We start from the raw sequence: 25,456 nt of genomic DNA, 5'->3' as shown, positions 1-25,456 counted from the left end.
GGCGGGCGGCGTGCCTGCCTGTCTGCCTGTCTGCCAGCGACGGCGTGCCAAAGTGCTGAGGGACCCTGAAATTTCAGGGTCCCTCAGCACTTTGGCACGCCGTCGCTGGCAGACAGGCAGACAGGCAGGCACGCCGCCCGCCGCCCGGCCATCGCAAACTACTGCGGCAACGCCTTCCCCTGGCGCCAATAGCCCATGAACGCCACAGCTTCGCGGTCCATGCCGACTTCTGCCACCAGATAACGGCGCAAAGTGCGGATTGCCGCGGCTTCACCGGCGATCCAGGCATAGAGTCCATGCCCGGGTGTGGCTTCCGGCGTCTCCCACAGGATCGCCTCATCCACATTCACGTCTTCTGGTTCCTGACCGCGCTGGCAAGCAGCAGGCACAATGACCGTGCGGACGTCTCGATCCATCAATTCCCCGTGTGTCTGTCCATTACGCGCATGCCAGCGCACCTCTACATTGGCTCGTGTGGAAATGTCCAAGAAATCGGCCGACGACGGCACCTCCAACACCGCATGCCCAGCAACATGTGGTGGCAGGGTTTCCAGAATGGCGGCAATGGCGGGCACTGCCGTCTCATCACCCACCAGAAGAACCCTGTCCGCGTTACCGGGAGAAAATTCAATACCCGTGCAATCGCCTGATCGCGCACACGGGCCGATCAGCGTCAACTCATCACCCAGCTGTGCCGCTGCGGCCCACTGCGCGGCGGGACCAGAAGAACCCGTGGCCCCGTCCAAGTGGAGCACAAAGTCGATGTCCAATTCAACCGGTGCAGGCGAGCTAACACGGGAGCCCGCAGAGTGCTCGGAGGAGCCCGCAACGGCGGGCCGCAGCGCCCGAACCGTGTAGGTGCGCATGACCCCGCGCATCGATTCATCTTGGGCACGCCACCGCTGATACCAGTCCTGTTGGAGCGAACCACGCACATGCCTCAGCGGTGGCAACGGATGCCCAGGAGATGGGATGAGCACCTTGATCCGCAGATCTAGGGTCCCTCCGTGCGGCCCTGTACCAAAGTAGTCAAGACTAGGACCAGTGAACGTGATGCGCCTAAAATGTGGGCTCAGCGACTCCAGTTTTGACACTTTGAGCCCGAACACCCGCATCGGTGTGAGCGGATCCTCCGCCAGCGGGATGTACCCCGCATCGGATTCCTGAACAACTACGCTCATGCCCAAACCTCCTCCTTAAATACATCGTCAGCGCCCACTACCGTGCTGGCACGGGGCCGTAATCCCAGCTGTTCTGCGCGCCTGCCCAGTGGCAGTACCATCGGAGTACCCGTCACCGGGTCTGGGACCACCACGGACTCGAGCCCAAAGACCTCGCGTACCAGGGCAGCGGTGAGCACAGTCCCTGGGAGCCCCTCCGCTACCACCGCACCGTTTTTCATTGCCACCAGGTGATCGGCGTAGCGGGCAGCCAGATTGAGGTCGTGCAGCACAATGGCCACCGTGGTCCCGCGTCTGGCATTGAGCTCAGAGACCACATCCAAGACCTCCACCTGATGCGCCAGGTCCAGGTAAGTTGTGGGCTCGTCCAGAAGGAGCACGTCGGTTTCCTGCGCGAGTGCCATGGCAATCCACACCCGTTGACGCTGCCCACCCGAGAGTTCGTCAATGTTCCGCGACCCCAAATCCAATGTTCCCGTGACGGTGAGAGCGGCCGCCACGGCGTCGTCGTCGTTCCCATTCCACTGCCGGAACAGGCCTTGATGGGGCGTACGGCCGCGACCCACCAACTCCGTCACTGTGATGCCATCGGGGGCTGTGGGCGTCTGCGGCAGGATCCCCAGCCTGCGCGCCAACGCCCTGGTCGGTACCTTGTGAATGTCCTCTCCGTCCAGATGCACGACGCCGGCACCCGGCTTGAGTAGCCTGGCCATCCCCCGCAGCAGGGTTGATTTTCCGCACGCGTTGGCGCCCACGATGATCGTCACTTTGCCAGCTGGCAACTCCAGCGAGAGCGCGTCAACGATGGGATCACCGGTGTAGCCCAAAGTGAGTTCACGCGCATGAAGCGTTGCGCCCCCGTGTGAAGATTTTGATGCCATCTCATGCTCCTTGATTGGAACGGTTGGTGGAAATAAGAAGCCATAACAGGAACGGAGCCCCAAGTGCACCGGTCACCACACCTACAGGCAGGGCTGTGCCGGGTATGGCATTGACAGCGACGAAGTTGGCGGCCAGCACAATTGCGGAGCCCGTCAGTGCTGCCAGCGGCAGCGAAGCCGATCCTCGATTAAGACGTTTGGCTATGGGCCCGGATAAGAACGCAACGAACGCTATGGGTCCGGCGGCCGCCGTGGGTAGTGCGGCCAAAAGGACACCTAGCACCGTCAAGAAGAGTCGGGCCCGGGAAACGTTGGTACCCAACCCGGCGGCGGTGTCATCGCCCAGAGACAGGGCGCGTAGTTCCCTAGCCCCCACCACGCTCAGCGGCAGCAATATAGCCAACGCCACTGCCAGCACGTTCACGCGGTTCCAGTCCGCGGAATTGAGCGAACCGGTCAGCCACACCATGGCGTCGCGAGCGTTATTAATGTTCGCTCTGGAGAGCAGGAAAGTTACTGCCGCCTGCAAGAACGCTGCGGCACCAATGCCCACCAGAATCAATCCTGTACCCCCTCGGCCGCGTGAAAGCCCGGTGATCAGAAGCGCCACAACGAGAGCTCCAGCGAGGGCCGCCACGGAAACCCCAACCCCACCGATGCCAAAGAGCACGATCGCGGCAACGGCCATGGCGCTTGCCCCGTAACTGATACCGATAATGTCCGGACTAGCCAAAGGATTGCGCAGCATTGTTTGGAAGATAGCTCCGGCAACACCAAACGAGGCCCCGGCCAGCAGCCCTAAAATTGCCTGTGGCAGCTTGTTCTCCATAACGATGAAACTGGCTCCGGGGATTTCCTCCCCACCTAGCATCCGCAAAAAGTCGGAAATTGTGACGGTGTAGCTGCCTAGCAGGATGTTCACAGCAAGAAGCCCCAGCACGACGGCGGCCAGCACTGCAGTGATCCCCGCACGACGGCGGCGCTGTGCCTTACGCTGCCCTCGTAACCACGCGGCGGCAGCGTCTGGCAAGGCGGACCCCGGCACGATGGACTCTACGGCGCGAATACTGAGGGTTCGAATACTGGGGGTTCGAATACTGGGGGTGCGGACATCCTTGGGCTGCCGGGTCAGGCTCACAGTTCAGCCCGCCTGCCGCGACGCACCACGGCGATGAACACCGGAGCGCCGATCATTGCCGCCAGAATGCCAGCTGGTACCTCACTGGGCAGCAATACCACCCGGCCAACAATGTCCGCTGCGATCAAAACGGCTGGTGCCACCAGCATGGAAAGCGGCAAAAGCCAGCGGTAATCCGGTCCCACAAGCGCGCGCAGCAGATGCGGGACAATAAGTCCGATGAACCCAATGGGGCCAGCCAAAGCCGTGGCGGAACCGCAGAGCAACACGATTCCCGCAGCGGAGACGATGCGGCCCGTTCCAGGTCGTTGACCAAGGCTACGAGCCGTGTCATCGCCCAAAGCCAGCGTGTTCAGAAGCCTGCCGGTGCACAACAGAATTCCCGCACCCACGGCGACAAACGGAAGGACGGCAACAATGGACTCCCATGATTTTCCCGCCAGCGCGCCCACCTGCCAGATGCGAAACAGCTCCAATGAGTCGGCACTGGATACCAGCATGGCGCTCATGAGGGATCCCATCCCCGCAGCAATGGCAGCCCCTGCGAGCGCGAGTTTGACAGGGGTTGCCCCGCTGCGACCCAGGCTAGCCACGGAGTAGACCACAACGGCGGCCACTGCGCTGCCAGCAAAAGCAAACCAGAGGTAGGAGGAAACTGTGGTGACTCCTAGGAAAAAGATTCCCGCGACGACCGCTAGTGAGGCACCGGCATTGATGCCCAAAATCCCTGGGTCGGCAAGGGGATTGCGTGCCACTCCCTGCATTGATGTCCCGGCCAGACCCAAAGAGGCACCCACCACAAGTCCGGCCACTGTCCGCACGAGCCGGGAAGCAACCACCGCGTGATCCCCGTTGGCTTGATCTGGATGGAAGACCGCATCCAGGACTGTGGACAAGGGAATATTTCTTGCGCCTACGGCCAAGGAGCCAAGGACCACAACGATCAGCACGGCTGCCAGCACAACAAGCCAGAGAATCTTTCCGCTCACCGCCACGGGTGTTGGCGAAACAGAGACTGCGTTCGCTCCCCTAGCAGCAGCAACGCCCGCGCTGGCAGGCTCGCTGACAGTGGCCGCCGTCGAACTTGACGCGACGTAAGTACCTGTTTGTTGCCCTACAGCCATCGACTCTAAGCCTTGGCTGCTGCGTCACCGAGCTGGGGCAAGAAAGCATCCAGGGCCCACGGCAGGCTCAGCGGCGAGGACGCGGAGATGGCCAAAGTGAGAGTGTTGTCCGAATCTGCCACGAACGCACCCTTCTTGACGGCTGGAATCTGGCCCAGCAGCGGGTCCTTGATGATGGCGTCCTTGGTCTTTGCGTCAGGAACCCAACTTACGAATACGTCGGAGGTCAGCTCATTCGCTTTCTCGGCGGACCACGGGATAAAGAAGGCGCTCTGGCCCTTCTGCGCGGCGACCACTACGGGCGCCAACACCATTCCGATGCTCGTGAGGAACTTGGGGCGATTATCCGCTGCGAGGTAGACGTTCACGCCGTCACTCTTGCTGGGTTCCAAGTTGCCGTAAATGAACGTCTTGCCGTTGATGGCGGGATACTTCGCGGCTTGCACGGCGATGCTCTTTTCGGTCTCGGCAATTAAATCTTTGGCGGCCTGTGACTTGCCAAGAGCCGCCCCAATCAGGGTGGTTGAATCCTGCCACGCCGTGCCATACGGCGTCTCCGGGAAGGCGACGACGGGGGCGATCTTGCTCAGTTTGTCGTAGTCTTCCTGCGTCAGCCCCGAGTACGCGGCAAGGATGACGTCTGGGCTGGTTTTCGCGATCTCGGTGAAGTTCACCCCGTCCGTTTCCGAATATTGTGCGGGAGCCTTTGCCGTGCCAATTCCGGCGCCAGCCTTCTCCAGCGCCAGGTCCTTCCAAGGCGTGGAACCCTTGGCATTTCCGCCCCAGTCGTTCTTGGGCATCCCAACGGGGATCACGCCGAGGGCAATGGCGACGTCATCATTGACCCAGGAAATGGTGGCCACTCGTTGCGGAACAGACTTGATGATCGTTTCACCAAACTTGTGCTTGATAGTGACGGGGAAGGTGTCACTAGACTGCGCTTTTTCTGTTCCCTTCCCGGATGCGTCGACGGCTCCCGTGGAGCACCCCGCTAGGGAGATACCTGCTGCCGCCACCGTTGCCAAAAGTGAGAACTTCAATCCCTGCCGACGCGTAAATTCCATGCTGTTCCTTTTCCACTACCCCAGATATTCCTGCTCAAGTTAAGCAAGCCTTACCTACCCTAGTACATATTTTTGGCAATAGGGTACACATCTGTGACGTATTGGGGAAGGCTGCCTTTCTAGGCGATCACAAAAACCTCAGGGCGCAGGAGTACGCAGAATCCAGTGTGAATTATCCAGACCATGGACAATTTTGCGGCTGATGCGGGCAAGATCCGCAACATCCTGCGCATCCAAACGGTCAAAAATTAACTCTCGAACAGTTTCCACGTGCAGCGGTGCCAGTTCGTTAATGAGTGACAGTCCAGCGTCCGTGATGGTTGCTGCGGTGACGCGAGCATCGTCAGCGTGCGTGGAACGCTCAACCAACCCGCGCAGCTGAAGCTTCTTGGCCACGTGGGAGAGCCGGGACAGGGAGGCACTGGTTCTCGCTGCCAGTTCACTCATCGGCAGCGTGCGGCTGGGCGTCTCTGAAAGCATCGCCAAAACGTTGTAGTCAAACAGGGACAGCTGCCCGATTTTTTGCAGCGACGTTTCCACAGCGCCGGGAAGCAAAGTAGTCGTGGACAGCAGCGCCAGCCACGCGGCGCGCTCCTTCGCGTTGAGCCAGCGCGGCTGCGATTCATTCATGGGCAACATCTTTTCACGGTTCCACTTTCCAGCCGGATATCAGCCGTGCTCTAAAGCCGGACAACGCCTAAGAATCGCCGGAGCCTAAGACCCAGCTAATCGCCTTATGCGTCCACGGCACGCGTGGGTGCGCTTCCCTTTCCGAACGGGCTACCACCGAGTGCTTCGCGTCCATGCGCAGACTGCCACCCGGCAGCGTCCGGGCCTTTTGGGACAATCTGCGTGGGGTTTAGATCTTCGTGGACGATGTAATAGTGCGCCTTGATTTCTTCGAAATTGACGGTGTCGCCAAAGCCGGGAGTCTGAAACAGATCGCGGGCGTACGCCCAGAGGACTGGCATTTCCGTGAGCTTGTTACGGTTGCATTTAAAGTGGCCGTGATAAACAGCGTCGAAGCGCACCAGAGTGGTGAAAAGCCGAACATCTGCTTCGGTGATTGAGTCCCCCATCAGGTACCGCTGTCCTCGCAAGCGTTCTTCAAGCCAGTCCAGTGCTGTAAAAAGGCGGTCATAGGCCACCTCGTAGGCTTCCTGACTCCCCGCGAATCCACAGCGGTAGACGCCGTTATTGACCTCCGTAAACACCCTCTTGTTTACGCGTTCCATTTCCTCCCGTAGAGCCTCCGGGTACAAATCCGGTGCGCCAGAACGGTGAAATTGTTTCCATTGCGTGGAAAAGTCAAGTGTGATTTGGGGGAAATCGTTTGTCACTACCGCCCCACTCGGCACATCTACTATGGCTGGCACGGTGATGCCACGGGCATAATTCGGTGTCCGGACAAAATATGCATCTTGCAGCCTCGGGATCCCCAAGACGGGATCCACACCTCCGTCGTCCAAGTCAAAGGTCCAGCTCCGCGCGTCATGGGTTGGTCCGCATACACCGATCGAGATGGCGTCCTCTAGCCCCAACAGTCGCCGCACGATCGTGGAGCGGTGCGCCCAGGGACACGCCCGCGCCACCACCAGCCGGTAGCGTCCAGCTTCCACAGGGTAGCCATCCGCGCCATCTAACGTAATGCGCGTTTGGATATAGTTCGTGTCCCGCGTGTACTCAGCTGCTGTTACGTAGGATCCTTTGGCGCTCATTGACTTCTCAGGTGTATCCATGAAATCAGCCTAATCCTCAGGCATCCAATCCGGATACGGGTCCCGGTACGAATCATCCCGAGGCGTTCGCAGTCAGCTGAACACTTTAGGGAATACCGCGAATTTCCGCCTCGGCATCCGTCGAGTCGCTTTACTCTGAAAATTTACCTTGACTAAGATCAACAGAAGCCAAGTTATTTAGTCACCGAAGGTAAGCATCACCAACAGTGAGGACCGCACATGGCAGGGCCAGACGCAACAGCGAGTATGGACGCCAGCAGCACAGCCGCCACTCTGGCCGCCACCACCCCCGGGGCCACGATGATCGACTTTCGCAACGTTGCCAAGAATTATCAGGGCGGTCCAGCCGCCGTCGAAAATCTCAACCTGGGTATTGACGCCGGCAAAATTACTGTCTTTGTAGGCCCATCGGGTTGTGGCAAGACCACGTCGCTGCGCATGATCAACCGCATGGTCGAGCCCACCAGCGGCACTATTACAGTGGGCGGGCGTGACGTAGGAACCATTCCGGCTCCAGCATTACGCCGTTCCATGGGGTACGTCATGCAGTCGGCCGGGTTGCTCCCGCACCGCACTGTCATAGATAACGTCACAACAGTGCTGAGGCTCAATCGCGTGCCGCGCGCTACCGCCCGGGCTCGAGCCAACGAGCTCTTGGACACGGTGGGGCTTTCCGCCGCAATGGGCCGACGCTACCCCAACCAACTTTCCGGAGGTCAGCAGCAACGCGTAGGCGTGGCCCGCGCACTGGCGGCGGATCCCCCGGTGCTACTCATGGACGAGCCGTTTTCTGCCGTGGACCCGGTAGTCCGTGCCGAGCTTCAGCAAGAACTGATTCGGCTCCAGCGCGATCTCGCAAAGACAATTGTGTTTGTCACGCACGACATCGACGAGGCCACTCTCCTTGGCGACAAAGTTGCTGTCTTCGCCACCGGAGGGCGCGTTGCCCAGTATGCGGCGCCAGAGGAGATACTGCGTGCACCCGTGGATGATTTCGTGGCTGCTTTCGTCGGACGTGACCGCGGTTTCCGTCATCTTTCCTTTAGCCCGGGAACCTCTGTCCCGATCCATCAAGTGCCATCGCAGGTATGGGACGGCACCAATTCTGCCTCCGCATCTACTTGGACGCTGATGCTCGACGACGGTAATCGTCCGCTAGGTTGGCTCGCTCCTGCAGGCGGTTCGGCAACGCCGCTCGCTTCTGCCTTGTTAGTCCCCGGCGGCTCCCTCTTCCACACGGGGGACCCCCTCCGCAATGCCCTCGACGCAGCCCTGTCCTCACCGTCTGGCCTAGGCGTTGCCGTGGACGACGCCGGCCAGCTCACCGGCGTCGTCAAAGGCGAGGAAGTTCTGGCCGCGATTGAGGCGGCTCGCACTGCCCGGGCCCACGGATCCCGGCTCCCACGCGCAGCCACGCCAGAAGGTGGGCACTGATGGAATGGGCACTGGCCAACATGGGGCAGATTTTCTCCTTGGGTGGCTACCACTTGGTGCAGGCAGTAGTGCCACTGGTACTGAGCGTGGCCATCGCCATCCCGTTAGCGCAACTAGCCCGCCTCAATAAGGGACTGGCAGCCTTCATACTGTCCCTAGGATCAGTGCTTTACACAGTTCCTTCGTTGGCGCTGTTCGTGATCCTGCCGGTCGTTTTGGGTACCAAGATTCTAGACTTCGCCAACATTATTGTGGCGCTGACCATTTACGCTGTGGCTCTTTTGGTGCGCTCCACTCTGGATGCCTTGAACTCGGTGGATGAGGGCATTCGTCAAGCTGCCACAGCTATGGGCTTCAAGCCACTGCAACGGTTCTTGTCAGTAGATCTTCCACTCTCCGTTCCTGTGCTCTTTGCCGGGCTGCGTGTGATCTCAGTGAGTAATATTTCTCTTGTCACGGTGGGCGCTTTGCTGGGGATCCCCAGTTTCGGTTTCTTCTTCACGGACGGACTCCAGCGTAATTTTCTGACCGAAATCATGGTCGGTATCCTCGGCACACTAGTTCTCGCAGTGTTGATGGACGTCGTTTTAGTGCTTCTCCAGCGGGTACTCACTCCGTGGCTGCACACAGCAAAAATCCAGGCTAACGATGCCATCCCGCTGCCCGAATCAGCGGCTAAGGGGGTTAGCGCATGATCCGCCCCGCTACCTCTTACACAGCCACAGACCCCTTCAGTCAAGGGCTGCAATGGCTGATCGATCCCACAAATTGGCACGGAGCCATGGGCATCCCGCAGCGAGTCCTTGAGCATCTGGGTTACACCGGCCTAGTACTGCTAATTTCCCTGGTCATTGCCGTTCCTATCGGGCTGTTCGTCGGCCACACCGGCCGCGGGCGCGTCGTGGTCGTCTCTCTCTCAGGTTTACTACGTGCACTTCCCACGCTGGGTGTGATGACACTATTCGCACTCATGGCAACGTCCACACTTTCACTCATGCCTGCTGTGTGGGCACTTGTCCTGCTAGCCGTCCCACCGATCGTGACGGGCACGTTCGCCGGAATCGCCGCCGTCGAACCCGGCATTGTTGATTCAGCACGGAGCATGGGCATGACGGAATGGCAGGTTCTGTTTCGGGTGGAGGTACCTAATGCCCTCACGGTCATGCTCGGTGGATTCCGGTCCGCTGTGTTGCAGGTTCTCGCCACCGTAGCCGTCGTTGCCTTCATCAGCCTCGGTGGACTAGGCCGGTTCATTATTGACGGACTTGCCGTTCAAGATTACGGTCAAGTTTTGGGCGGGGCAGTGGTGATTGCCGTTCTCGCTATTACAATCGATGCACTGCTGGCATTACTTCAACGAGTTGTCGTCTCACCAGGATTGCAAGAAGTTCGGTACGTCCCGGACGAAACTAAAAAAATGAATGCTTCGCTCGCTGACACCAGCGATTTATTACCCGCCCGCACCACAGGAGGAACACCATGACAAACAACCCACGACTTTCACGCCGGGGCGCCTTGAGTGCAGCCGCAGGACTATCCGTACTACTGGCAGCAACGGCCTGTGGCAGTAGCCCCTTGAGCACTTCCTCCAGTTCAGGGTCCGCAGATGCCGGCGCAGTTGTTGTAGGCTCGGCAAACTTCCCGGAAAGCGCCACGATCGCGGAGATCTATGCCGGGGCATTGAACGCCGCAGGGGTCACTGCCACCACAAAGTTGAACATCGGAGCCCGCGAAGTTTACGTCAAGGCGGTTGAGGACGGATCTATCGATTTGGTCCCTGACTACACCGGAAACCTTCTGGGTTACCTGGATCCTAAGACTACGGCCACCACTCCCGAAGACGTGGTCAAGGGTCTGCCCGCGGTTATGCCGACGGGGCTCTCCGTCTTGGATGCTGCCAAGGCGGAAGACAAGGACGCGATGGTTGTGACGGCCGAAACCGCGGCCAAATATAACCTGAAGTCACTCGATGACCTAGCCAAGGTGTGCGGTGAGCTCACCATCGGAGCGCCGCCGGAGTTCGCTACACGCTCCTACGGTCTGCCCGGACTGGCCGCAAAATACAACTGCGTACCGGCGAAGTTCACGCCCATCAGCGATGGTGGAGGGCCCTTGACGGTCAAGGCGTTGCTCAATAACGACGTCCAGGTTGCCGATATTTTCACCACCTCTCCGGCCATCCCGGAAAACAAGTTGGTGGCGCTCACCGACCCGAAAAATAACTGGTTGGCGCAGCAGGTGGTGCCTCTCGTCAAGACGGCTACCGTCAACGATGCTGCTAAGAAGGCTCTAAATAACGTCTCGTCGCTTCTGACCACCGATGACCTCATCAGCTTGAACACCAAGGTCAGCGGAAGCCAAAAGATGGATCCGAAGGCCGCCGCTGCCGAGTGGCTGAAGGAAAAGGGCATCACCAAGTAAGAACAGTACTCATTCATTGGGCAGCTGATGCGGGTGGCAAGCCCTCGCACCCGCATCAGCTGCACAATGAGTTCAGTCCATTATCTTCAACCAGCTAAAATTGCCCGGCGGACGGCCGCGCTGAGCTGCATTCCACGTCCCGCCGTCCCGCTGTCCTCGTTCCACGCCGGAATATAGCCAAAACCGATCCCGTACAGTGGATCAGCGAATCCCAGAGAACCATTAGCGCCATCGTGCCCGAATGCCTCGGCGCTGCCAAAATCCATCCGCGGGTGTGGCTTCATAAAGGTCAAGGCAAAGGCACCGGTATCGCAAAATACCCGGTCCAGTCCCCAGACTTGTTCCTGACCCATGATCGCAATGGTTGCCGGAGACAAATAGGCCGGCAGCCCATCCACTTCAGAGATGGCACCGGCGTAGACGCGAGCCAGGCCATGGGCGGATCCGACGCCAGCGCCGCTGCAGCTACCCGCAGCCCGAACGCTGCGAATGTTGGGCAGCTCTAGGAGATTTCCGGCTTGCACATTTGCTGAGACTCCAGCTACCGAATGCGGGTCCAGAAACCCGGCCTCTTCCTGGACGTAACGCACAGCTCGAAAACGCGGCTCCTCCGATGCGGGCAAACCAAGGTACACGTCTGCGTTGTAAGGAACCCGGATGCGGTCATTGTATAGATCCTGCAGGCGAACGCCGCTCACCCGGCGGCACAACTCTTCTAAGAAGACGCCCATAGTCAACGCGTGGTATCCAAAGGTTCCAGAGCCGGGCCGCCACAGTGGCACCATGTTCGCCAGACGCTGCGCCACGGCGGCCGGATCGTTGTAATCTTCCATAGCGAAGCCACCCTGCACGCCCACCAATCCGCTCTGATGCGAGAGTAGCTGACGGACAGTGAGAGAGCCCTTACCGTGCTGGGCAAACTCTGGCCAGTACGTGGCCACGGTTGCATCCACGTCGATGAGACCGTCCTGGACCAGCAGGCTGAACGCCAAAGCGGCCACACCCTTTGAGGCCGAGAATATCCCTGTCATCGAATCCGCTGCACAGTCTGGCCCGGCGATCAGGTCTACCGTTTTGACTCCATCCACATAAACGGCCAGCTGAGCACTGTAGGAGGGATCGGCATCGAGCATTGAGTCAAAGAGCTCGCGGACAGGGGCAAACCGGGCTGTGGCAAAGTTCATGCCACCAGTTTACGGACCCGAATGCCTCCATGGGCCAGCTGCGCGAGTCTTCCGGGTCCACACACCTTCCCTATTAGACTGGAATTTCGTTTACCCCCGTAATGGCATGGAAGGCGTTCCTCGCATGCATGAGAATCACAATCTGATCGAAAACAGGCTCAAACGAGCCCTTACCGAGCGGATTGTGCCGGCTATTTACACGCCCATCGGCGCCCTTACGCTAACGGCGTGGCATGTAGGCGGTGGCCAGGGCGAACCAGTAGCGCCCGCTTTTGCTCTCGGTTTGGCAAGCCCGCCAGATGGGCAGCACGACGGCGCACCCTCCTTTGAGCCGTTCGCCGTGGGACAGCCGTGGGGTCCAGCATGGGGAACTAGCTGGTTCCATCTCACCGGCACTGTGCCGGCGTCGGCCCGCGGGGAAAAAGTCGAATTGGTGATGGACCTAGGGTTTAGCCAATCATGGCCAGGCTTCCAGGCAGAAGGGCTCGTCTACCGCCCAGATGGCTCAGCCGTGAAGGCGCTCAACCCGCTCAATACCTGGATCCCCATCGCCGAGAACGCGGTAGGTGGAGAGGAAATCGACCTGTACGTTGAAGCGGCAGCGAACCCATTCGTCTTCACCGACAATCCATTTGTGCCAACGCAGCTGGGCGAGAAGAGCACCGCCGGAAGTTCACCCAGATACGCAGTACTCCGAGCCGATATCAATATTCTCAACACCGAGGTCTGGGAGCTAGCTGCGGACTTGGAGGTCCTCTCTCAGCTGGCAACTGAGCTGGATCTGGGCAACCCGCGTCGCTGGGACATCCTGTATGCAATAGAACGCTCGCTGGATGCCCTTTCACTGGCGGACGTTCCGGCCACGGCAAAGGCGGCACGCGCGGAACTAGTCGATGTTCTCTCCGCGCCAGCCAATGCCAGTGCCCACCAGCTCACTGCCATTGGGCACGCTCACATTGATTCGGCATGGCTGTGGCCCGTGCGTGAGACGGTGCGCAAGGTGGCCCGCACTACCTCCAATGTGGTCAACTTACTCGCCGAATACCCGGAGCTGAAGTTTGTTATGTCCTCCGCTCAGCAATATGAGTGGCTCAAGGATCAGCGCCCTGAGGTTTTCGCGAAGGTCAAAGAGGCAGTAGCGGCGGGGAACTTCTTGCCGGTGGGCGGGATGTGGGTGGAATCTGATACCAATATGGTGGGCTCAGAGGCCATGGCCCGCCAGTTCACGTACGGACAGCGTTTCTTCCGGGAGAACTTTGGTGTGGAGTGTGAGGAAGTGTGGTTGCCGGACTCGTTCGGCTACTCTGCCGCACTGCCGCAGATCGTGAAACTTGCCGGAGCCAAGTGGTTCCTGACCCAGAAGATCTCCTGGAATACCGTGAACAAGTTCCCCCACCACACGTTTAATTGGGAGGGGATTGACGGCACTCGCGTCTTCACCCATTTCCCGCCAGTGGACACGTACAACTCCGCGCTGTCCGGCAAGGAATTGGCCCACGCCGTGAGTAATTTCCGGGATAAGGGCGCTGCTAGAAAATCTTTGGTCCCGTTTGGTTGGGGCGACGGCGGAGGTGGGCCCACCCGCGAAATGTTGGCACGGGCGAAGCGCACCAAAAATTTGGAGGGCTCCCCGCGGGTCACGATTGCCTCACCAAAAGAGTTCTTCACGGCCGCACAAGAAGAATATCCCAATGCCCCGGTATGGAAGGGCGAGCTGTACCTGGAGTTACACAGGGGCACCTACACATCCCAAGCGCTGACCAAGCAGGGCAATAGGCGCAGCGAGCACCTGCTGCGTGAAGCTGAACTATGGAGTGCTACGGCAGCCGTACGCGGTCTCATTGACTATCCTTACGCGGAGCTGGACCGAATTTGGAAGCTGGTTTTATTGAACCAGTTCCACGACATCCTGCCGGGGTCCGCCATCGCCTGGGTGCACCGTGAAGCGGCCGAACAGTATGCAAAGATCGCCGAGGATCTGACCGTGATCATCGGCGAGGCAATGATGGCTCTGGCACCCGAGGATGTTCGGGCCACGACGGCGAGTGAGAAAAGCACACACAGCGAACCGGTGTCGGAGCGGACCATCGATTCCGGCTTGCTCTTCAACGCCTCACCCTATGCACGGCAAGGTGTCCCGGCCCTCAGTGCTGGCGTCCCGACCCCGGCCACACCGGAAGTGACGGTGGAGCAGGAAGAAGATGGCAGCGGCGAAATAGTCGTCCGCAACGGGCTGATTACTGTGCGCTTCGGCGCGGACGGAGTCATCAACTCCATTGTGGACATGGCCGCAAATCGTGAGCTGGTTCCGGCCGGACAAGGCGCCAACCTACTGCAGTTGCACGCGGATTTCCCCAATATGTGGGACGCCTGGGACATTGATGCGTTCTACAAGAACACCGTCACTGACATCCGCGAACTTGATTCAATGGAGGTCACCATGCTGGGGACCCAGCCTGAGATCACCATCAGGCGCAGTTTCCGTAAGTCACACATCACCCAGCGTGTACGCATCGCCGCAGGTTCCAAGACCATCACCGTTTATACCGACGTTGACTGGCACGAGCAGGAGACCTTGCTCAAAGCTGCCTTCCCCTTGGATGTGCACGCCGACCACGCCCGTTTCGAGACGCAGTACGGGCACATTACGCGCGCCACCCATGAGAACACTTCATGGGACAACGCCCGTTTTGAGGTGTGCGCGCACCGCTGGGTCCACGTGGGCGAGCCCGGCTTTGGTGCAGCCGTGATCAACGATTCCACGTACGGCCATGACGTCTCCCGACACCCTGGGTCAAACGGTTCCAGCTTCACGACTGTGCGCTTATCGCTACTGCGGGGCCCCCGCTTTCCCGACCCGCAGACTGACCAGGGTCGGCACCAGTTCAGCTACGGACTGGTGGTGGGCGCCAGTGTAGAAGACGCCGTCGAGTCCGGCTATGCCCTGAACCTGCCGTGGCGCGGCGTGCCACGTGGCTGGGCGGGCGCCGCCGTGGAACCTCTGGTGCGCACCGATTCTCAGGCGGCGCTGATCGAGGCGGTGAAACTTGCCGATGACCGCAGCGGCGACGTGATCGTGCGCCTTTATGAACCACTTGGTGCCCGGGCGTCGGTGACGCTCAGCGCTTCCTTCAAGGTGGCTGCGGTGCTGGAAAACAACCTCCTGGAACAGCCGCACGAGACCGGATCGATCACCGTGCAAGACGGTATATTCTCCCTAGTGCTGCGCCCGTTCCAGATCCTGACCCTGCGTTTGCAAAGAGAGTGAAGATGTCCCCGTCCCAGCGCCCGTCCGCTATGCCCGCACCACTACGCTGGGGCGTGAACTACACCCCCAGTGAGGGCTGGTTCCACTCGTGGCAGGACTTTGAGGTGGACGCCGTGCGGGCCGATTTTGAGTCAATTGCTGCACTGGGTTTGGACCACGTGCGCATCTTCCCGTTATGGCCCCTGCTTCAGCCCAACCGAACTCTGATTCGCGCGCAGGGAATTGCCGACGTCGGCAAAGTCGTGGACGCTGCGGCGGAGTTCGGTCTTGAAGTTTCTATTGACGGCTTGCAGGGGCACCTTTCAAGCTTCGATTTCCTGCCAGCGTGGGTAACCAGCTGGCATCGGCGCAATATTTTTACGGATCCAGAGGTCGTGATGGCGCAAGCGCAGCTCATCACAGCGCTTGCCCGGGAAGTCACCGAACGCCCTAACGTCTTAGGAATGACGTTGGGTAATGAGACTAATCAGTTCGCTGTGGAGCGCCATCCCGACCAGCAGCTCACCACACCAGCGCAAATGGGTGAATGGCTCACTACGCTCTTGGCTGCCGTCCAGACAGAGTGGCCAGGAGGCAGCCACCAGCACAGTTTTGACGACAATGTGTGGTTTGTGGATAACTGCCCACTCACGCCTGCCCACGCGGCAACGCTGGGGGACATGACCACCGTACATTCCTGGATTTTTGTGGCCGTGGCTCGGCTGTTTCCGCCGGGTCATCCCGCACGGACACTCTTTGCCGATTACCTGATCCAATTGGCCGCCGCCTATGCGCAGGACCCGGCGCGGCCCATCTGGCTCCAGGAAATCGGCGCACCCCACCCGGCTGTGCCGTTTGACGGGGCTGCAGACTTCCTCGAAGCTAGTCTGCGTCCTGTACTAGACACACCCAATCTGTGGGGCGTTACCTGGTGGTGTTCCCATGACGTCAGCCGCAAGCTGGCCGACTTTCCCGAGCTGGAACACTCTTTGGGACTGCTGGACTCCGGGCGTGCCGTCAAGCCAGCGGGGCGCCGCCTGGCTGAACTGATCGCAGCTGAAAAGAGCCATCCGACGCCGCGGCGTCAGCGGACTACGGCTGTTGCCTTTGATCCGGGAGACCTGCAAACGGGTATGGGACGCTCGGTAGCAGATCCCGCCGGGGCAGTGTTTGCTGCGTGGCTAGAGCAGACTGCGGCGGGGAAGAAGCCCGCTCTGGTGCGTACTTCCAAGCTCTCCGACGCCAATTACCTCCGGGCCCGCGGGATCACCGACGTCGCCCTAGCCGCCCAGCCTACTCGGGAGTAGGCTCGCATCAACCACGAGGTGCCTGATCCGCAAGCTGGCTAAGTTGTTGTTGCCGGTGGAAATGAGGAAGCCATGTCCGCAAATGTTGATGCTGCCGGGGTCCATGTCACGGCCGAGGATGCCCGCAATGCTGCAGAAGCTGCACGTGAAACCGTTTGGGAGCGACCCAGTTTCGCCAAGGGCCTCTATCTGGGCGACTTTGACCTGAGTTTAATCCACCCCCATCCGCAGTCCACGCCCGAAGATACGCAGCGGGGGGAAGTCTTCTTGCGTACGGTGGAGGAATATGCGCGCACCATCGATGCCGCGGTGATTGAACGCGATGCCAAAATCCCCGATGAGTACTTGGCCGGTTTGGCCAAACTTGGGGTCTTTGGCATGAAGATTCCGCAGGAGTATGGCGGCTTAGGACTCAACCTGACTTATTACGGCCGTGCCCTGGCCATTCTGGGCAGCGTGCACCCGGCGTTTGGTGCCCTGGTCTCCGCCCATCAGTCCATTGGCGTGCCAGAACCCGTGAAAGTGTTCGGCACCCCAGAATAAAAGCAAAAGTATCTGCCACGGTGCGCCGCCGGGGCGGTCACGGCGTTCCTCTTAACCGAGCCCGACGTCGGATCAGACCCCGCGCGTATGGCGTGTGCCGCTGTACCCAGCGAGGACGGGAGTGAATACGTCCTCGATGGTGTGAAGCTGTGGACCACCAACGGTGTGATTGCCGAGCTGGTGGTGGTCATGGCCGTGGTGCCTTCCCGCGGACTGGATGAAAAAGGTAGAAAGACCGGCGGAATCACAGCTTTTGTGGTGGAAGCCGATTCCGCCGGGATCACGGTGGAGCACCGCAACAAGTTCATGGGTTTGCGAGGCATCGAAAATGGGGTGACCCGTTTCCACCAGGTGCGAGTTCCGGCGGCAAACCGGCTGGGACGCGAAGGCCAGGGCCTGAAAATCGCGTTGACCACATTGAACACCGGGCGGCTCTCGATTCCCGCAATGGCAGCAGGCGCGGCTAAGTGGTCACTGAAAATAGCCCGGGAATGGTCCAATGCGCGGACCCAGTGGGGGCATCCGGTGGGCCAGCATGAGGCAGTCGGCAAGAAGCTGGCCTTTCTGGCTGCCACAACTTTCGCGTTGGAAGCTGTCTTCGAGCTCTCTGCGGCATTGGCCGACGCCGGCATGAAGGACGTAAGGATCGAGGCAGCGCTGGCCAAGCTCTGGTCATCGGAAATGTCCTATAAGTGCGCTGATGAACTTGTCCAGATCCGCGGCGGGAGAGGCTATGAGACGGCAGAATCGCTGGCTGCCCGTGGCGAGCGTGCCGTCCCGGCCGAACAACTACTGCGGGATTTGCGCATCAACCGCATCTTTGAAGGCTCCACTGAGATCATGCACTTACTGATCGCCCGCGAAGCCGTAGACGCGCACTTGGCAGCAGCCGGTGATTTGGCCTCCACCACGGCAACATTGCAACAAAAGGGGAAAGCCGCCATGGCTGCCAGTGGCTTTTATGCCAGGTGGCTGCCCCAATTGATGGTGGGCAAGGGTCTGGACCCCCGCTCGTACAACGAGTTCGGTTCCTTGGCTAAACACCTGCGTTATGTGGAGCGTGAATCCCGAAAGCTGGCCCGCCAGACGTTCTACGGTATGGGCCGCTGGCAGGGGAAACTGGAGTACAAGCAGGCTTTCCTGGGCAGGATTGTGGATATTGGTGCTGAACTGTTCGCCATTGCCGCCTGCTGTAGTCGCGCGGAAATGCTGCGACTAAATGACCCAGCCGAAGGCCGTTCAGCCCTGAAACTGGCAGACGCGTTTGCGGCCCAATCACGGCTGCGCGTGGAGGCACTGTTCAATGAGCTGTGGCATAACACCGACGACTCTGATAAATCCTTGAGTGAAGAGCTTCAAGCCGGTGACTTTGTCTGGCTTGAGCAGGGCATCATTGACGTCTCAGAGGGCACGGGCCCGTGGATTGCGGATGCCACGCCCGGTCCTTCCGAGCATGAGAACCTGCACAGAAAGTACCGCTAAAGCTGATAAAAAACTTCGGCCCGGGAACTTTCGCAAAAACCGAAAGTACCCGGGCCGAAGTGAGAAGAATTCGAGCTGCTAGCCGTCTGTCTTGACGATGTACACATCGCAGGGGGCGTTGTGAGACACAGCGTTGGCCACGGAACCGAGGACGCGCTTGAGGCCCTGCATCCGAATGTTGCCGACAACTATCAGATCGGCCTTGGCCCTCGTGGCTTCCTCGATGAGAACCTCCGCCGGCTTGCCCAAAGCTGAGGAGTACTCGGTCTTCACACCGATGGTCTTCAACTCGTCCGCCACGCGCTGGGCTACACGCTCGGCCTCGTCGGCGGTGGAAAGGAACCACTCGTCGTTGCCGATTTCAACCTTTTCGGTCTTGTCCTCACCAAAAGCGGTCACAACGCGCAGCGTCGATCCCAGAGATTTGGCCAGGTGGGCTGCCACACGGGCCGCCTTCATGGACGTTGAGTTGCCGTCGACTCCGACAATGATGATCCCCGTCATTTTTACATCCTTAGTTAGGTGCATTATTGCTTGTGTACAGCCAATATATTCGCTAGTTCATAGCTTAGCCACAGCGACCCGCATTTATCGCTCAAGGTGTGAGAACTAACCATCCAATATTAATCAACCGCCTCAGCCAGCAATTCCAACACGTGACGGTATTCGCGTTCGGTGGCCCGAGTCATCCCTAATTCACAGCTTCGATTGCAGGAGGCATGCCCGGTGGCACCCATGCGGCTCACCTCGAGCGCCTGATCTTGCGTGGCTGATTCGCTCAATTGAGGGTGCAGCATCCCCCGGTCCCCGGCGAATCCGCAGCAGCCCCAGCTATCTGGGATTTGCACGGACCGGGCGACGGCGTTCGCCACCTTTTCCAGCGCCGGGTTTAGTCCCAGCCGGGTGGAGGAGCAGGTGGGGTGCAACGCCAGTGAGTCGATTTTTACCCAGTCCTGATCGAGTACCGGCAAAACACGCCGAGCCACAAATTCCACCGCGTCCATCACACGCAGCGCACGCGCGCCCGGCACCAGCGTCTGCGCTTCGATCGCGTGGATGAGCCCCTCTGTGCAGCTAGAGGCATCGACGATGATCTCCAATTCCCCGTCGTGAGTGGCTGCCCGAAGCAGCTTTACCGTCCGGTCCTGCATCGCTGCCAGTCCTTGTTGCATCCCTTTCGAGGACCACGGCGTGCCGCAACAAAGTCCGGCTATGCCCTCCGGTACCAGAAGATGAAGCCCTGCCCGCTGGCACAAGTGCTCAAAACTCTCCTGCACACCGGAGCCAGGCATTCCCGTGGGATCCTTTGCTGGACCAAACATCGTGTTCACACAAGCAGGGAAATACACGGCCACGGGCTCCCCTGCTGGTGGGCGGCGGCGTCGTTCCTTTCCGCCCTGCGGCAACTCTGCAGAATACAAAGGCAGTCTGTCATCGCCAAGAATTTTCCGCCCCAGCAAGTTGGCGGAAAGCACCACACGCTCAGGCATCTTGGCGGCTACTGACAAGGCCAACCCCGCGCCCTGCGTCGTGGCAGCCCAATGTTTCGCAGCTGTCTCCCACACCCCGTTTTCGAGTTTTCCCCCGGCATCCCGGCGCAAGTGCTTGACGAGATTTCCTGTGTTGATGTCTACCGGACAAGCCGTCTGGCACATGCCATCCACCGCACAGGTTTCCACGGCGTCGTAGTTGTAATCCTTTTCAAGGGCGACTGCGAGCGCCGTATCCCCGGCTAGGCGGGCCGCTTCAATGGCACGCAATGAAACAATTCGCTGGCGCGGGGTGAGCGTCAGGTCTTTGCTGGGGCAGACGGGCTCACAGTAGCCACAGGAGACGCAACGGTCCACCTCACTGTCAACGGCTGGTGGGGCGGCCTTGATGTGACGCAGGTGCGCTGTGGTGTCATCCGATATCAGCACACCGGGGTTCAACATCCCTGCCGGGTCAAAGAGTTCCTTGATCCGGCGCATGACGGCGTACAGCTCCTCTCCATACTGGCGGCGGACAAAGGGCGCCATGACGCGGCCTGTGCCATGTTCTGCTTTCAACGACCCGCCCTCGCCCAGGACCAGGTCAACCATGTCTTCGGTAAAGGCGGCGTAGCGGTCCAATTCGCGGGGGCTAGCAAACTTATCGGTCAGCATGAAGTGAATATTTCCGTCCTTGGCGTGGCCAAAGATCACGGAGTTTTCATAAGCATATTTTCTAAACAAGGTGCCAAGCTCGACGCAGGTCCGGCCCAGGGCGGGAACGGGCACCACTATGTCTTCAAGCAGAGCCGTGGTTCCTTGCGGCCGGGCACCAGCCACCGAGGTGTACAAGCCTTTGCGCAGGTGCCACAGTTCTGCCCGTTGATTGGAGTCGGAAGTAAATTTCGCCGGCGAATCAAGGCCCAGAGTGCCGGCAATCCGCACTGCCCCGGCGCCTAGTTCCGCCAGTTGACTCGCATCCTCGCTCTGGTATTCGAGCAGGAGCGCCGCATGATTTTTCACCTGTAAATCCCGTACGACGCCGGGCACTTGGCTGAGCGTCTGCCCCACCTTCAGCGAGGCGGCGTCCATGAGTTCGACGGTTGCAGCGCCGCTTTCCACTAGGGCCGGCAGCGCCGCGTTGGCTTCTTCAAGGCTGGAGAACACCAAAAGACCGGTGGTGGCGTGGGCCAGCCGGGGAACCGTGACGAATACGGCCTCGGCCACAAAGCCCAGTGTCCCCTCACTTCCTACTATTAGATGGGCCAGGATCTGTGCCGGACTTTCAAAGTCCAGCAGCGAATTGAGCCCGTAACCCATGGTGTTTTTGTGGGAAAACTGCCGCCTAATGATGCGCGCGGATTCAAGGTTGTTGCGGACGCGTTCGCGAAGTTCTAAAAGCCCGGCGAAAATGTCCGGTTCCAGCGCACGGAGACGGGCGTCGGCGTCGGACGCGCCGGTATCGATCACGGTGCCGCTCGGGAGCACTACCGTGAGCGATTCCAGCGTCTGGTAAGAGTTCTCCGTAATACCGCACGCCATGCCGGAGGAGTTGTTGGCAATCACACCGCCGATGGTGCACGCGACTTCGCTGGCAGGATCGGGGCCGAACTTGCGTCCGTAGCGCAGAAGCCGGGCGTTCAGAGCACGCACTGTAACTCCGGGTTGGACACGCACGCGGGCGCCGTTATCCAGGACGTGGATCGCACGAAAATTTCTGCGGACGTCCACCAATAGTCCATCCGTGACCGCTTGGCCGCTGAGGCTGGTCCCGCCGGATCGAAAAGTTATACCAAGTTTGCTGGCGGCACTGATTTTGAGAAGTCGGCCGACCTCTTCGGCACTGCTGGGCACTGCCACGGCCTGCGGGATGAGGAGAAAATGAGACGCGTCGTGAGCGTTGGCATGCACGTCTAGGGCGCGGGTCTTTGTTTGACCCGGGCTGGCCATTGCTACCCGGACTTGCGTCACCGCCGCGCTACCCTCGTGCCGCGTGCTTGCATGCGCTTCCACCATGCTGGATTTCCTTCCGGAGGTGGGCCTTCTCCACAGTCACACCGAGCCGGTGCCATCGAAACTGTGCCATCGAAATGCAGGGCCGATGATCTGGCAAGTTTACCCAGATGGGCGCGGAAAGAACGTCTGACGCCAGAAGTGCATGACTATGCTGGCAGTGAATGACCCTGCAGTCCCCTACTCCCTCTATCCCCAGGAGCACCATGACCTTCACAACGGCAGACCTCTACGACGAACGCGGCAGCGAGCTGGCCTCGGTCTCCCTACAGTTCCGTAGTTTTGGCACGATCAGGACATTTTCCGGTCCGGCCCGCACAGTTCGTTGCTTTGAAGACAATGCATTGGCCAAAGCCCTGCTGGGGACAGCCGGCAACGGAGCCGTGTTGGTGATCGACGGTGGCGGTTCGTTGGAGCGAGCCCTCATGGGCGACATGATTGGGCAGTCGGCAGTGGATAATGGCTGGTCCGGCGTCATTATCAATGGGGCCATTCGAGACAGCGTGGTGGTGGATACCCTCCCGCTGGGCGTGAAAGCACTCGGCACCAATCCGGCCAAGAGCAAAAAGGCGGGCCTCGGTGAAGTGGACGTCCCCGTTCGGCTTGGCACAGTGGTGATCGCCCCCGGCGACATTATTTATGCCGATGCGGATGGTATTTTGATCGAAAAATCAGCAGTCCCAGAACAGGGGGCCTGAGCAACGCTGGACCGTGACGGGCCACCGGCCGCGGCGTCGAAACGCCCTGCGGCCAGTGTGCGCCATCAGTCCATCGGCACCAAACGCGGGGCCTTGGCAAGACTGGCAGCCAATTCCTGCGCGTTAGACCGCACCACATATGCTGGACGGTCGCGTTCCACCCGCCAGCTCTCGGAGAGCGGGCCGGCGTCGACCGTGTCAAAGCCAAACTCATCGTAAAGGCGAGTGACCAAGGCGCTCGCGTCAGCATAATCACTGGCCGTGGCCAGCGCACGACGATTTTCGGTACCGGCAGCACTCCCGCTGGTGGTGATGTCAGCGGCTGGGATGTGGTTGAATCCCTTTGCCACGCGGGAATCCTTGAGGTGTTCTTGCACCATTCCGGACGTGGTTGCCTCGCCCTTGTCCAGCGCGGAGATCCGACCGTCACGTTCCCAGTAATAGTTGTTGGTGTCGATCACGATCTTCCCCGCCAAGGCGGCAGCTGGGAGTTCACGATAATTCTTAAAGGGGACCGTCACGACGACGAACTCTCCGGCGATTGCCGCCTGCTCCGGCGTTGCGGCGCTGGCGAGGGGTCCAAGTTCACTCACGAGGTCGGTCAACGTCTGTGGTCCCCGTGAATTACTAATGACAACTTCGTAGCCCAACTGCACCGCCTTGCGTGCGATCTGACTGCCAATGTGTCCTGCTCCGATAATTCCTAGTGTGCTCATACTGGTGGAACAGGGACTGTGGCACAAAAATTTCCTGTCACAGTCATCGTTGCGTCACTACCGTCTAGGCGCAGGACCGGGACCGTTGATCAGCGGAAGTTAGGAGCACCACGCATCACTTCTAGTTGGACTTTTTTCTCCGGAGTAATCCGCAAAACCGTCCCACTTGCCGCGTGCAAGAACGCTAAAACCGTTTCGGCGATGACGCATCGCACCCTCGTTACGGGGTCCTCAATGGCGTAGGCAATGGTAAAGCTGGCCCCCTTGATGGCGCTGACCCAAACATCAACCCGTGCCGGGATGTTTCTGTAATTCAACGGTGTCAGGTACTTCACCCTGTGTTCGACAACCAGTGCTTGCGTGCCAGGCGCTAGGTCGGCGAATACCGGCAGTTCCATTTCCACCCCCGGCGCTCCTGTGCCCGCCGGCGCCCCGAAAGCATGGACCCGGGCCTCCTCTAGAATGCGCATTACCGCAACGTTGTTAATGTGCCCGTAAGCGTCCATGTCTCCCCAACGCATGGGGACATGGACGGTGAGCCTTGCGCCGCCGTCGTGCCTTGCATCCTGTGTCATGAGCTAACGATATCCGAGCCAACGAAGCAAAACGGAGATTATGATGCCCCGTGATTACCGACTTGGAAGTATGCGGCAAACGTTCAGACCGGTTGGATATTATGAGCCCATGCCTGCAGCACCAACAACCCGCCGACGCGTCGAACTCGTTTTCGTCCCTATCATGGCAGCGCTGTGCATGGCCTTCATCATCGGCGCAATCGTGCTGGACAAAGACCCTGCCGCGTGCCCGGCTGCCACGTGGGCGAACACGCTCAAAGTCACTCTGACCGGCAGCCAGTCCGCGGTGGCAGGCGCCGCGAACATTACAGCCTGCGCGGGGTCAACGTGCATTCCGCTCAACCCTATGTTTGCGAAGAATGCCCCAAACGCGACTGACATTCTGGCGCGCGAAGCTAATGGTTCGTGGGTTTTCGTCATGGGTGAACAACCCCCGTCTGCCGTGACCCTGAGGGTCTTTGACACGGCCGGCAATTTACTGACGCAGGAATCCAGAACTCTAAATTGGACCCGGGTAGGTGGCACCGAGCAGTGCGGAGGACCCATGGCCGCCATGCGTGTACAAGTTCAAGTTCCTTAGCTTTTCTACTCGCTGAAGAGTCCATGAGAACTACGCTTAGGCACTTGGACGCTGCGTGCTTGGACGCTAGGCGCTCACGCGCTTAGGCCGACCACAGGTGCCGCGCTGGGCGGCGAGCGCTTGGCAATGAATTTGCTTCTCGCCACCCGTGGAGCCAATCGGGAAGCTCCCTACCTGCCGGTACCGGGCCAAACTCGGCCATGATCCGCTCAATGCTGACAGGGCCTTTTTCGTCAATAAAGCGGGTCGCGATGTACGCCCTGGCGTATATTTCCCCGTCTACCACCATGCGTTGTTCAAAATAGACGGCTCTGGAATCGACTCCAATGATCCGCGACTCCACCGTGTAGCGCTGGAACAGCTTCACGGACTTTCTAAACGAAATGGTTTCGGCTGCCACAACCGGGTTCCATTTTAGTTCTCGCATCCGTTTCCATACCCCGCTGCGTCGCATCAGATCAAAGCGGCCCAGATCCATGAGGGAAAAGTACATGCCGTTGTTGATGTGCATGGCCAGGTCAATGTCAGTAGGCCACACTCGAGTGGGCCAGGAGGAAATATCCCAGAGGGAGAGTTTGCTCCGGCGACCGGAGCGCAGGAGAAGGAAGAGGGTTCTGAACAACAGATGCATGAATACATGTTACCCGTCGGTAACTTGTT

21 protein-coding genes and 1 pseudogene are annotated in these 25,456 nt (G+C 59.6%); 9 read left to right on the top strand and 13 right to left on the bottom strand.

The genetic code is table 11. From position 1 onward, the window contains the following. Nucleotides 1-158: 158 nt before the first annotated feature. From LOH53_RS06265 to LOH53_RS06235, 7 genes are all read right to left on the bottom strand, one after another. Entirely contained in the window at nucleotides 159-1,181 is a 1,023-nt protein-coding gene (locus LOH53_RS06265; RefSeq protein WP_230066873.1) for a siderophore-interacting protein, read from the bottom strand. Next, nucleotides 1,178-2,062 carry an ABC transporter ATP-binding protein gene (locus LOH53_RS06260; RefSeq protein ID WP_230066872.1) on the bottom strand — a complete coding sequence of 295 codons (885 nt, stop codon included), beginning with the start codon at nucleotides 2,060-2,062 and terminating at the stop codon, nucleotides 1,178-1,180. Before LOH53_RS06260 ends, LOH53_RS06265 begins: the two co-directional genes overlap by 4 nt. Before the next feature lies 1 nt (nucleotide 2,063). Continuing rightward, nucleotides 2,064-3,200 (bottom strand): FecCD family ABC transporter permease, encoded by a 1,137-nt coding sequence (locus LOH53_RS06255; RefSeq protein WP_376991817.1) that lies wholly within the window; start codon nucleotides 3,198-3,200, stop codon nucleotides 2,064-2,066. Next, nucleotides 3,197-4,324 (bottom strand): FecCD family ABC transporter permease, encoded by a 1,128-nt coding sequence (locus LOH53_RS06250; RefSeq protein WP_230066871.1) that lies wholly within the window; start codon nucleotides 4,322-4,324, stop codon nucleotides 3,197-3,199. Before LOH53_RS06250 ends, LOH53_RS06255 begins: the two co-directional genes overlap by 4 nt. A gap of 5 nt (nucleotides 4,325-4,329) precedes the next feature. After that, the gene (locus LOH53_RS06245) at nucleotides 4,330-5,388 is read right to left on the bottom strand and encodes an iron-siderophore ABC transporter substrate-binding protein (RefSeq protein ID WP_230066870.1); all 1,059 of its coding nucleotides are present in this window, start codon (nucleotides 5,386-5,388) and stop codon (nucleotides 4,330-4,332) included. A gap of 138 nt (nucleotides 5,389-5,526) precedes the next feature. After that, a complete protein-coding gene (locus LOH53_RS06240; RefSeq protein ID WP_376991814.1) occupies nucleotides 5,527-6,018 on the bottom strand; it encodes a MarR family winged helix-turn-helix transcriptional regulator in 492 nt (163 codons plus the stop codon). A gap of 104 nt (nucleotides 6,019-6,122) precedes the next feature. Further along, the gene (locus LOH53_RS06235; RefSeq protein WP_230066868.1) at nucleotides 6,123-7,127 is read right to left on the bottom strand and encodes a glutathione S-transferase family protein; all 1,005 of its coding nucleotides are present in this window, start codon (nucleotides 7,125-7,127) and stop codon (nucleotides 6,123-6,125) included. 300 nt (nucleotides 7,128-7,427) lie between these two features. Here LOH53_RS06235 and LOH53_RS06230 point away from each other — a divergent pair, with 300 nt between their 5' ends. The 4 genes from LOH53_RS06230 to LOH53_RS06215 are packed head-to-tail and all read left to right on the top strand — an operon-like array spanning nucleotide 7,428 to nucleotide 10,982. Beyond that, the gene (locus LOH53_RS06230) at nucleotides 7,428-8,561 is read left to right on the top strand and encodes an ABC transporter ATP-binding protein (protein WP_230066878.1); all 1,134 of its coding nucleotides are present in this window, start codon (nucleotides 7,428-7,430) and stop codon (nucleotides 8,559-8,561) included. After that, nucleotides 8,561-9,256, top strand: a complete 696-nt coding sequence (locus LOH53_RS06225; RefSeq protein ID WP_230066867.1) for an ABC transporter permease — start codon at nucleotides 8,561-8,563, stop codon at nucleotides 9,254-9,256. Before LOH53_RS06230 ends, LOH53_RS06225 begins: the two co-directional genes overlap by 1 nt. After that, entirely contained in the window at nucleotides 9,253-10,044 is a 792-nt protein-coding gene (locus LOH53_RS06220) for an ABC transporter permease (RefSeq protein WP_230066866.1), read from the top strand. The genes LOH53_RS06225 and LOH53_RS06220 overlap by 4 nt, the downstream gene beginning before the upstream one ends. After that, nucleotides 10,041-10,982 (top strand): ABC transporter substrate-binding protein, encoded by a 942-nt coding sequence (locus tag LOH53_RS06215; RefSeq protein WP_230066865.1) that lies wholly within the window; start codon nucleotides 10,041-10,043, stop codon nucleotides 10,980-10,982. The genes LOH53_RS06220 and LOH53_RS06215 overlap by 4 nt, the downstream gene beginning before the upstream one ends. 86 nt (nucleotides 10,983-11,068) lie before the next feature. Here the strand turns inward: LOH53_RS06215 and LOH53_RS06210 are convergent, their stop codons facing one another. Then, nucleotides 11,069-12,166 carry a serine hydrolase domain-containing protein gene (locus LOH53_RS06210; protein ID WP_230066864.1) on the bottom strand — a complete coding sequence of 366 codons (1,098 nt, stop codon included), beginning with the start codon at nucleotides 12,164-12,166 and terminating at the stop codon, nucleotides 11,069-11,071. A 124-nt stretch (nucleotides 12,167-12,290) separates the two neighbouring features. Here LOH53_RS06210 and LOH53_RS06205 point away from each other — a divergent pair, with 124 nt between their 5' ends. From LOH53_RS06205 to LOH53_RS06195, 3 genes and pseudogenes are all read left to right on the top strand, one after another. Then, entirely contained in the window at nucleotides 12,291-15,434 is a 3,144-nt protein-coding gene (locus tag LOH53_RS06205; RefSeq protein WP_230066863.1) for an alpha-mannosidase, read from the top strand. A gap of 2 nt (nucleotides 15,435-15,436) precedes the next feature. Beyond that, nucleotides 15,437-16,720, top strand: a complete 1,284-nt coding sequence (locus tag LOH53_RS06200; protein ID WP_230066862.1) for a glycoside hydrolase 5 family protein — start codon at nucleotides 15,437-15,439, stop codon at nucleotides 16,718-16,720. Between the two features lie 72 nt (nucleotides 16,721-16,792). After that, nucleotides 16,793-18,745 (top strand): annotated as a pseudogene (locus LOH53_RS06195) (acyl-CoA dehydrogenase family protein). A 78-nt stretch (nucleotides 18,746-18,823) separates the two neighbouring features. Here the strand turns inward: LOH53_RS06195 and LOH53_RS06190 are convergent. Further along, a complete protein-coding gene (locus tag LOH53_RS06190) occupies nucleotides 18,824-19,249 on the bottom strand; it encodes a universal stress protein (RefSeq protein ID WP_230066861.1) in 426 nt (141 codons plus the stop codon). 119 nt (nucleotides 19,250-19,368) lie between these two features. After that, nucleotides 19,369-22,230 carry an FAD-binding and (Fe-S)-binding domain-containing protein gene (locus LOH53_RS06185; protein WP_230066860.1) on the bottom strand — a complete coding sequence of 954 codons (2,862 nt, stop codon included), beginning with the start codon at nucleotides 22,228-22,230 and terminating at the stop codon, nucleotides 19,369-19,371. 203 nt (nucleotides 22,231-22,433) lie between these two features. On the opposite strand from LOH53_RS06185, the gene rraA reads away from it, so the two are divergent. Continuing rightward, complete coding sequence (gene rraA / locus LOH53_RS06180; protein WP_230066859.1) at nucleotides 22,434-22,925, top strand: ribonuclease E activity regulator RraA; 492 nt, start codon at nucleotides 22,434-22,436, stop codon at nucleotides 22,923-22,925. 65 nt (nucleotides 22,926-22,990) lie between these two features. Here rraA and LOH53_RS06175 read toward each other — a convergent pair whose 3' ends face one another. Together LOH53_RS06175 and LOH53_RS06170 are read right to left on the bottom strand one after the other, a co-directional pair. Next, nucleotides 22,991-23,641: an NADPH-dependent F420 reductase gene (locus tag LOH53_RS06175; RefSeq protein ID WP_230066858.1), complete on the bottom strand. Its 651-nt coding sequence runs from the start codon at nucleotides 23,639-23,641 to the stop codon at nucleotides 22,991-22,993. An 89-nt stretch (nucleotides 23,642-23,730) separates the two neighbouring features. After that, a complete protein-coding gene (locus LOH53_RS06170; protein ID WP_230066857.1) occupies nucleotides 23,731-24,216 on the bottom strand; it encodes an acyl-CoA thioesterase in 486 nt (161 codons plus the stop codon). 109 nt (nucleotides 24,217-24,325) lie between these two features. Between LOH53_RS06170 and LOH53_RS06165 the strand changes: the two genes are divergently transcribed. After that, nucleotides 24,326-24,796: a hypothetical protein gene (locus LOH53_RS06165; RefSeq protein ID WP_230066856.1), complete on the top strand. Its 471-nt coding sequence runs from the start codon at nucleotides 24,326-24,328 to the stop codon at nucleotides 24,794-24,796. 82 nt (nucleotides 24,797-24,878) lie between these two features. Here the strand turns inward: LOH53_RS06165 and LOH53_RS06160 are convergent, their stop codons facing one another. Continuing rightward, nucleotides 24,879-25,427, bottom strand: a complete 549-nt coding sequence (locus tag LOH53_RS06160; RefSeq protein ID WP_230066855.1) for an acyl-CoA thioesterase — start codon at nucleotides 25,425-25,427, stop codon at nucleotides 24,879-24,881. Between the last annotated feature and the right edge of the window lie 29 nt (nucleotides 25,428-25,456).

The organism is Arthrobacter cryoconiti (assembly GCF_020905375.1).
GTDB classification, from domain to species: domain Bacteria; phylum Actinomycetota; class Actinomycetes; order Actinomycetales; family Micrococcaceae; genus Specibacter; species Specibacter cryoconiti.
This window is presented reverse-complemented; position numbering and strand designations above follow the sequence as displayed.

Excerpts from the sequence above, each read along its gene's own strand:
- LOH53_RS06220 (WP_230066866.1), top strand. The coding sequence starts at position 9,253 with ATGATCCGCCCCGCTACCTCTTACACAGCCACAGACCCCTTCAGTCAA.
- LOH53_RS06160 (WP_230066855.1), bottom strand. The coding sequence starts at position 25,427 with ATGCATCTGTTGTTCAGAACCCTCTTCCTTCTCCTGCGCTCCGGTCGC.
- LOH53_RS06265 (WP_230066873.1), bottom strand. The coding sequence starts at position 1,181 with ATGAGCGTAGTTGTTCAGGAATCCGATGCGGGGTACATCCCGCTGGCG.
- rraA (WP_230066859.1), top strand. The coding sequence starts at position 22,434 with ATGACCTTCACAACGGCAGACCTCTACGACGAACGCGGCAGCGAGCTG.
- LOH53_RS06200 (WP_230066862.1), top strand. The coding sequence starts at position 15,437 with ATGTCCCCGTCCCAGCGCCCGTCCGCTATGCCCGCACCACTACGCTGG.
- LOH53_RS06175 (WP_230066858.1), bottom strand. The coding sequence starts at position 23,641 with ATGAGCACACTAGGAATTATCGGAGCAGGACACATTGGCAGTCAGATC.
- LOH53_RS06245 (WP_230066870.1), bottom strand. The coding sequence starts at position 5,388 with ATGGAATTTACGCGTCGGCAGGGATTGAAGTTCTCACTTTTGGCAACG.
- LOH53_RS06165 (WP_230066856.1), top strand. The coding sequence starts at position 24,326 with ATGCCTGCAGCACCAACAACCCGCCGACGCGTCGAACTCGTTTTCGTC.
- LOH53_RS06170 (WP_230066857.1), bottom strand. The coding sequence starts at position 24,216 with ATGACACAGGATGCAAGGCACGACGGCGGCGCAAGGCTCACCGTCCAT.
- LOH53_RS06240 (WP_376991814.1), bottom strand. The coding sequence starts at position 6,018 with ATGAATGAATCGCAGCCGCGCTGGCTCAACGCGAAGGAGCGCGCCGCG.
- LOH53_RS06210 (WP_230066864.1), bottom strand. The coding sequence starts at position 12,166 with ATGAACTTTGCCACAGCCCGGTTTGCCCCTGTCCGCGAGCTCTTTGAC.
- LOH53_RS06260 (WP_230066872.1), bottom strand. The coding sequence starts at position 2,062 with ATGGCATCAAAATCTTCACACGGGGGCGCAACGCTTCATGCGCGTGAA.
- LOH53_RS06215 (WP_230066865.1), top strand. The coding sequence starts at position 10,041 with ATGACAAACAACCCACGACTTTCACGCCGGGGCGCCTTGAGTGCAGCC.
- LOH53_RS06225 (WP_230066867.1), top strand. The coding sequence starts at position 8,561 with ATGGAATGGGCACTGGCCAACATGGGGCAGATTTTCTCCTTGGGTGGC.
- LOH53_RS06190 (WP_230066861.1), bottom strand. The coding sequence starts at position 19,249 with ATGACGGGGATCATCATTGTCGGAGTCGACGGCAACTCAACGTCCATG.
- LOH53_RS06185 (WP_230066860.1), bottom strand. The coding sequence starts at position 22,230 with ATGGTGGAAGCGCATGCAAGCACGCGGCACGAGGGTAGCGCGGCGGTG.
- LOH53_RS06235 (WP_230066868.1), bottom strand. The coding sequence starts at position 7,127 with ATGGATACACCTGAGAAGTCAATGAGCGCCAAAGGATCCTACGTAACA.
- LOH53_RS06205 (WP_230066863.1), top strand. The coding sequence starts at position 12,291 with ATGCATGAGAATCACAATCTGATCGAAAACAGGCTCAAACGAGCCCTT.
- LOH53_RS06250 (WP_230066871.1), bottom strand. The coding sequence starts at position 4,324 with ATGGCTGTAGGGCAACAAACAGGTACTTACGTCGCGTCAAGTTCGACG.
- LOH53_RS06230 (WP_230066878.1), top strand. The coding sequence starts at position 7,428 with ATGATCGACTTTCGCAACGTTGCCAAGAATTATCAGGGCGGTCCAGCC.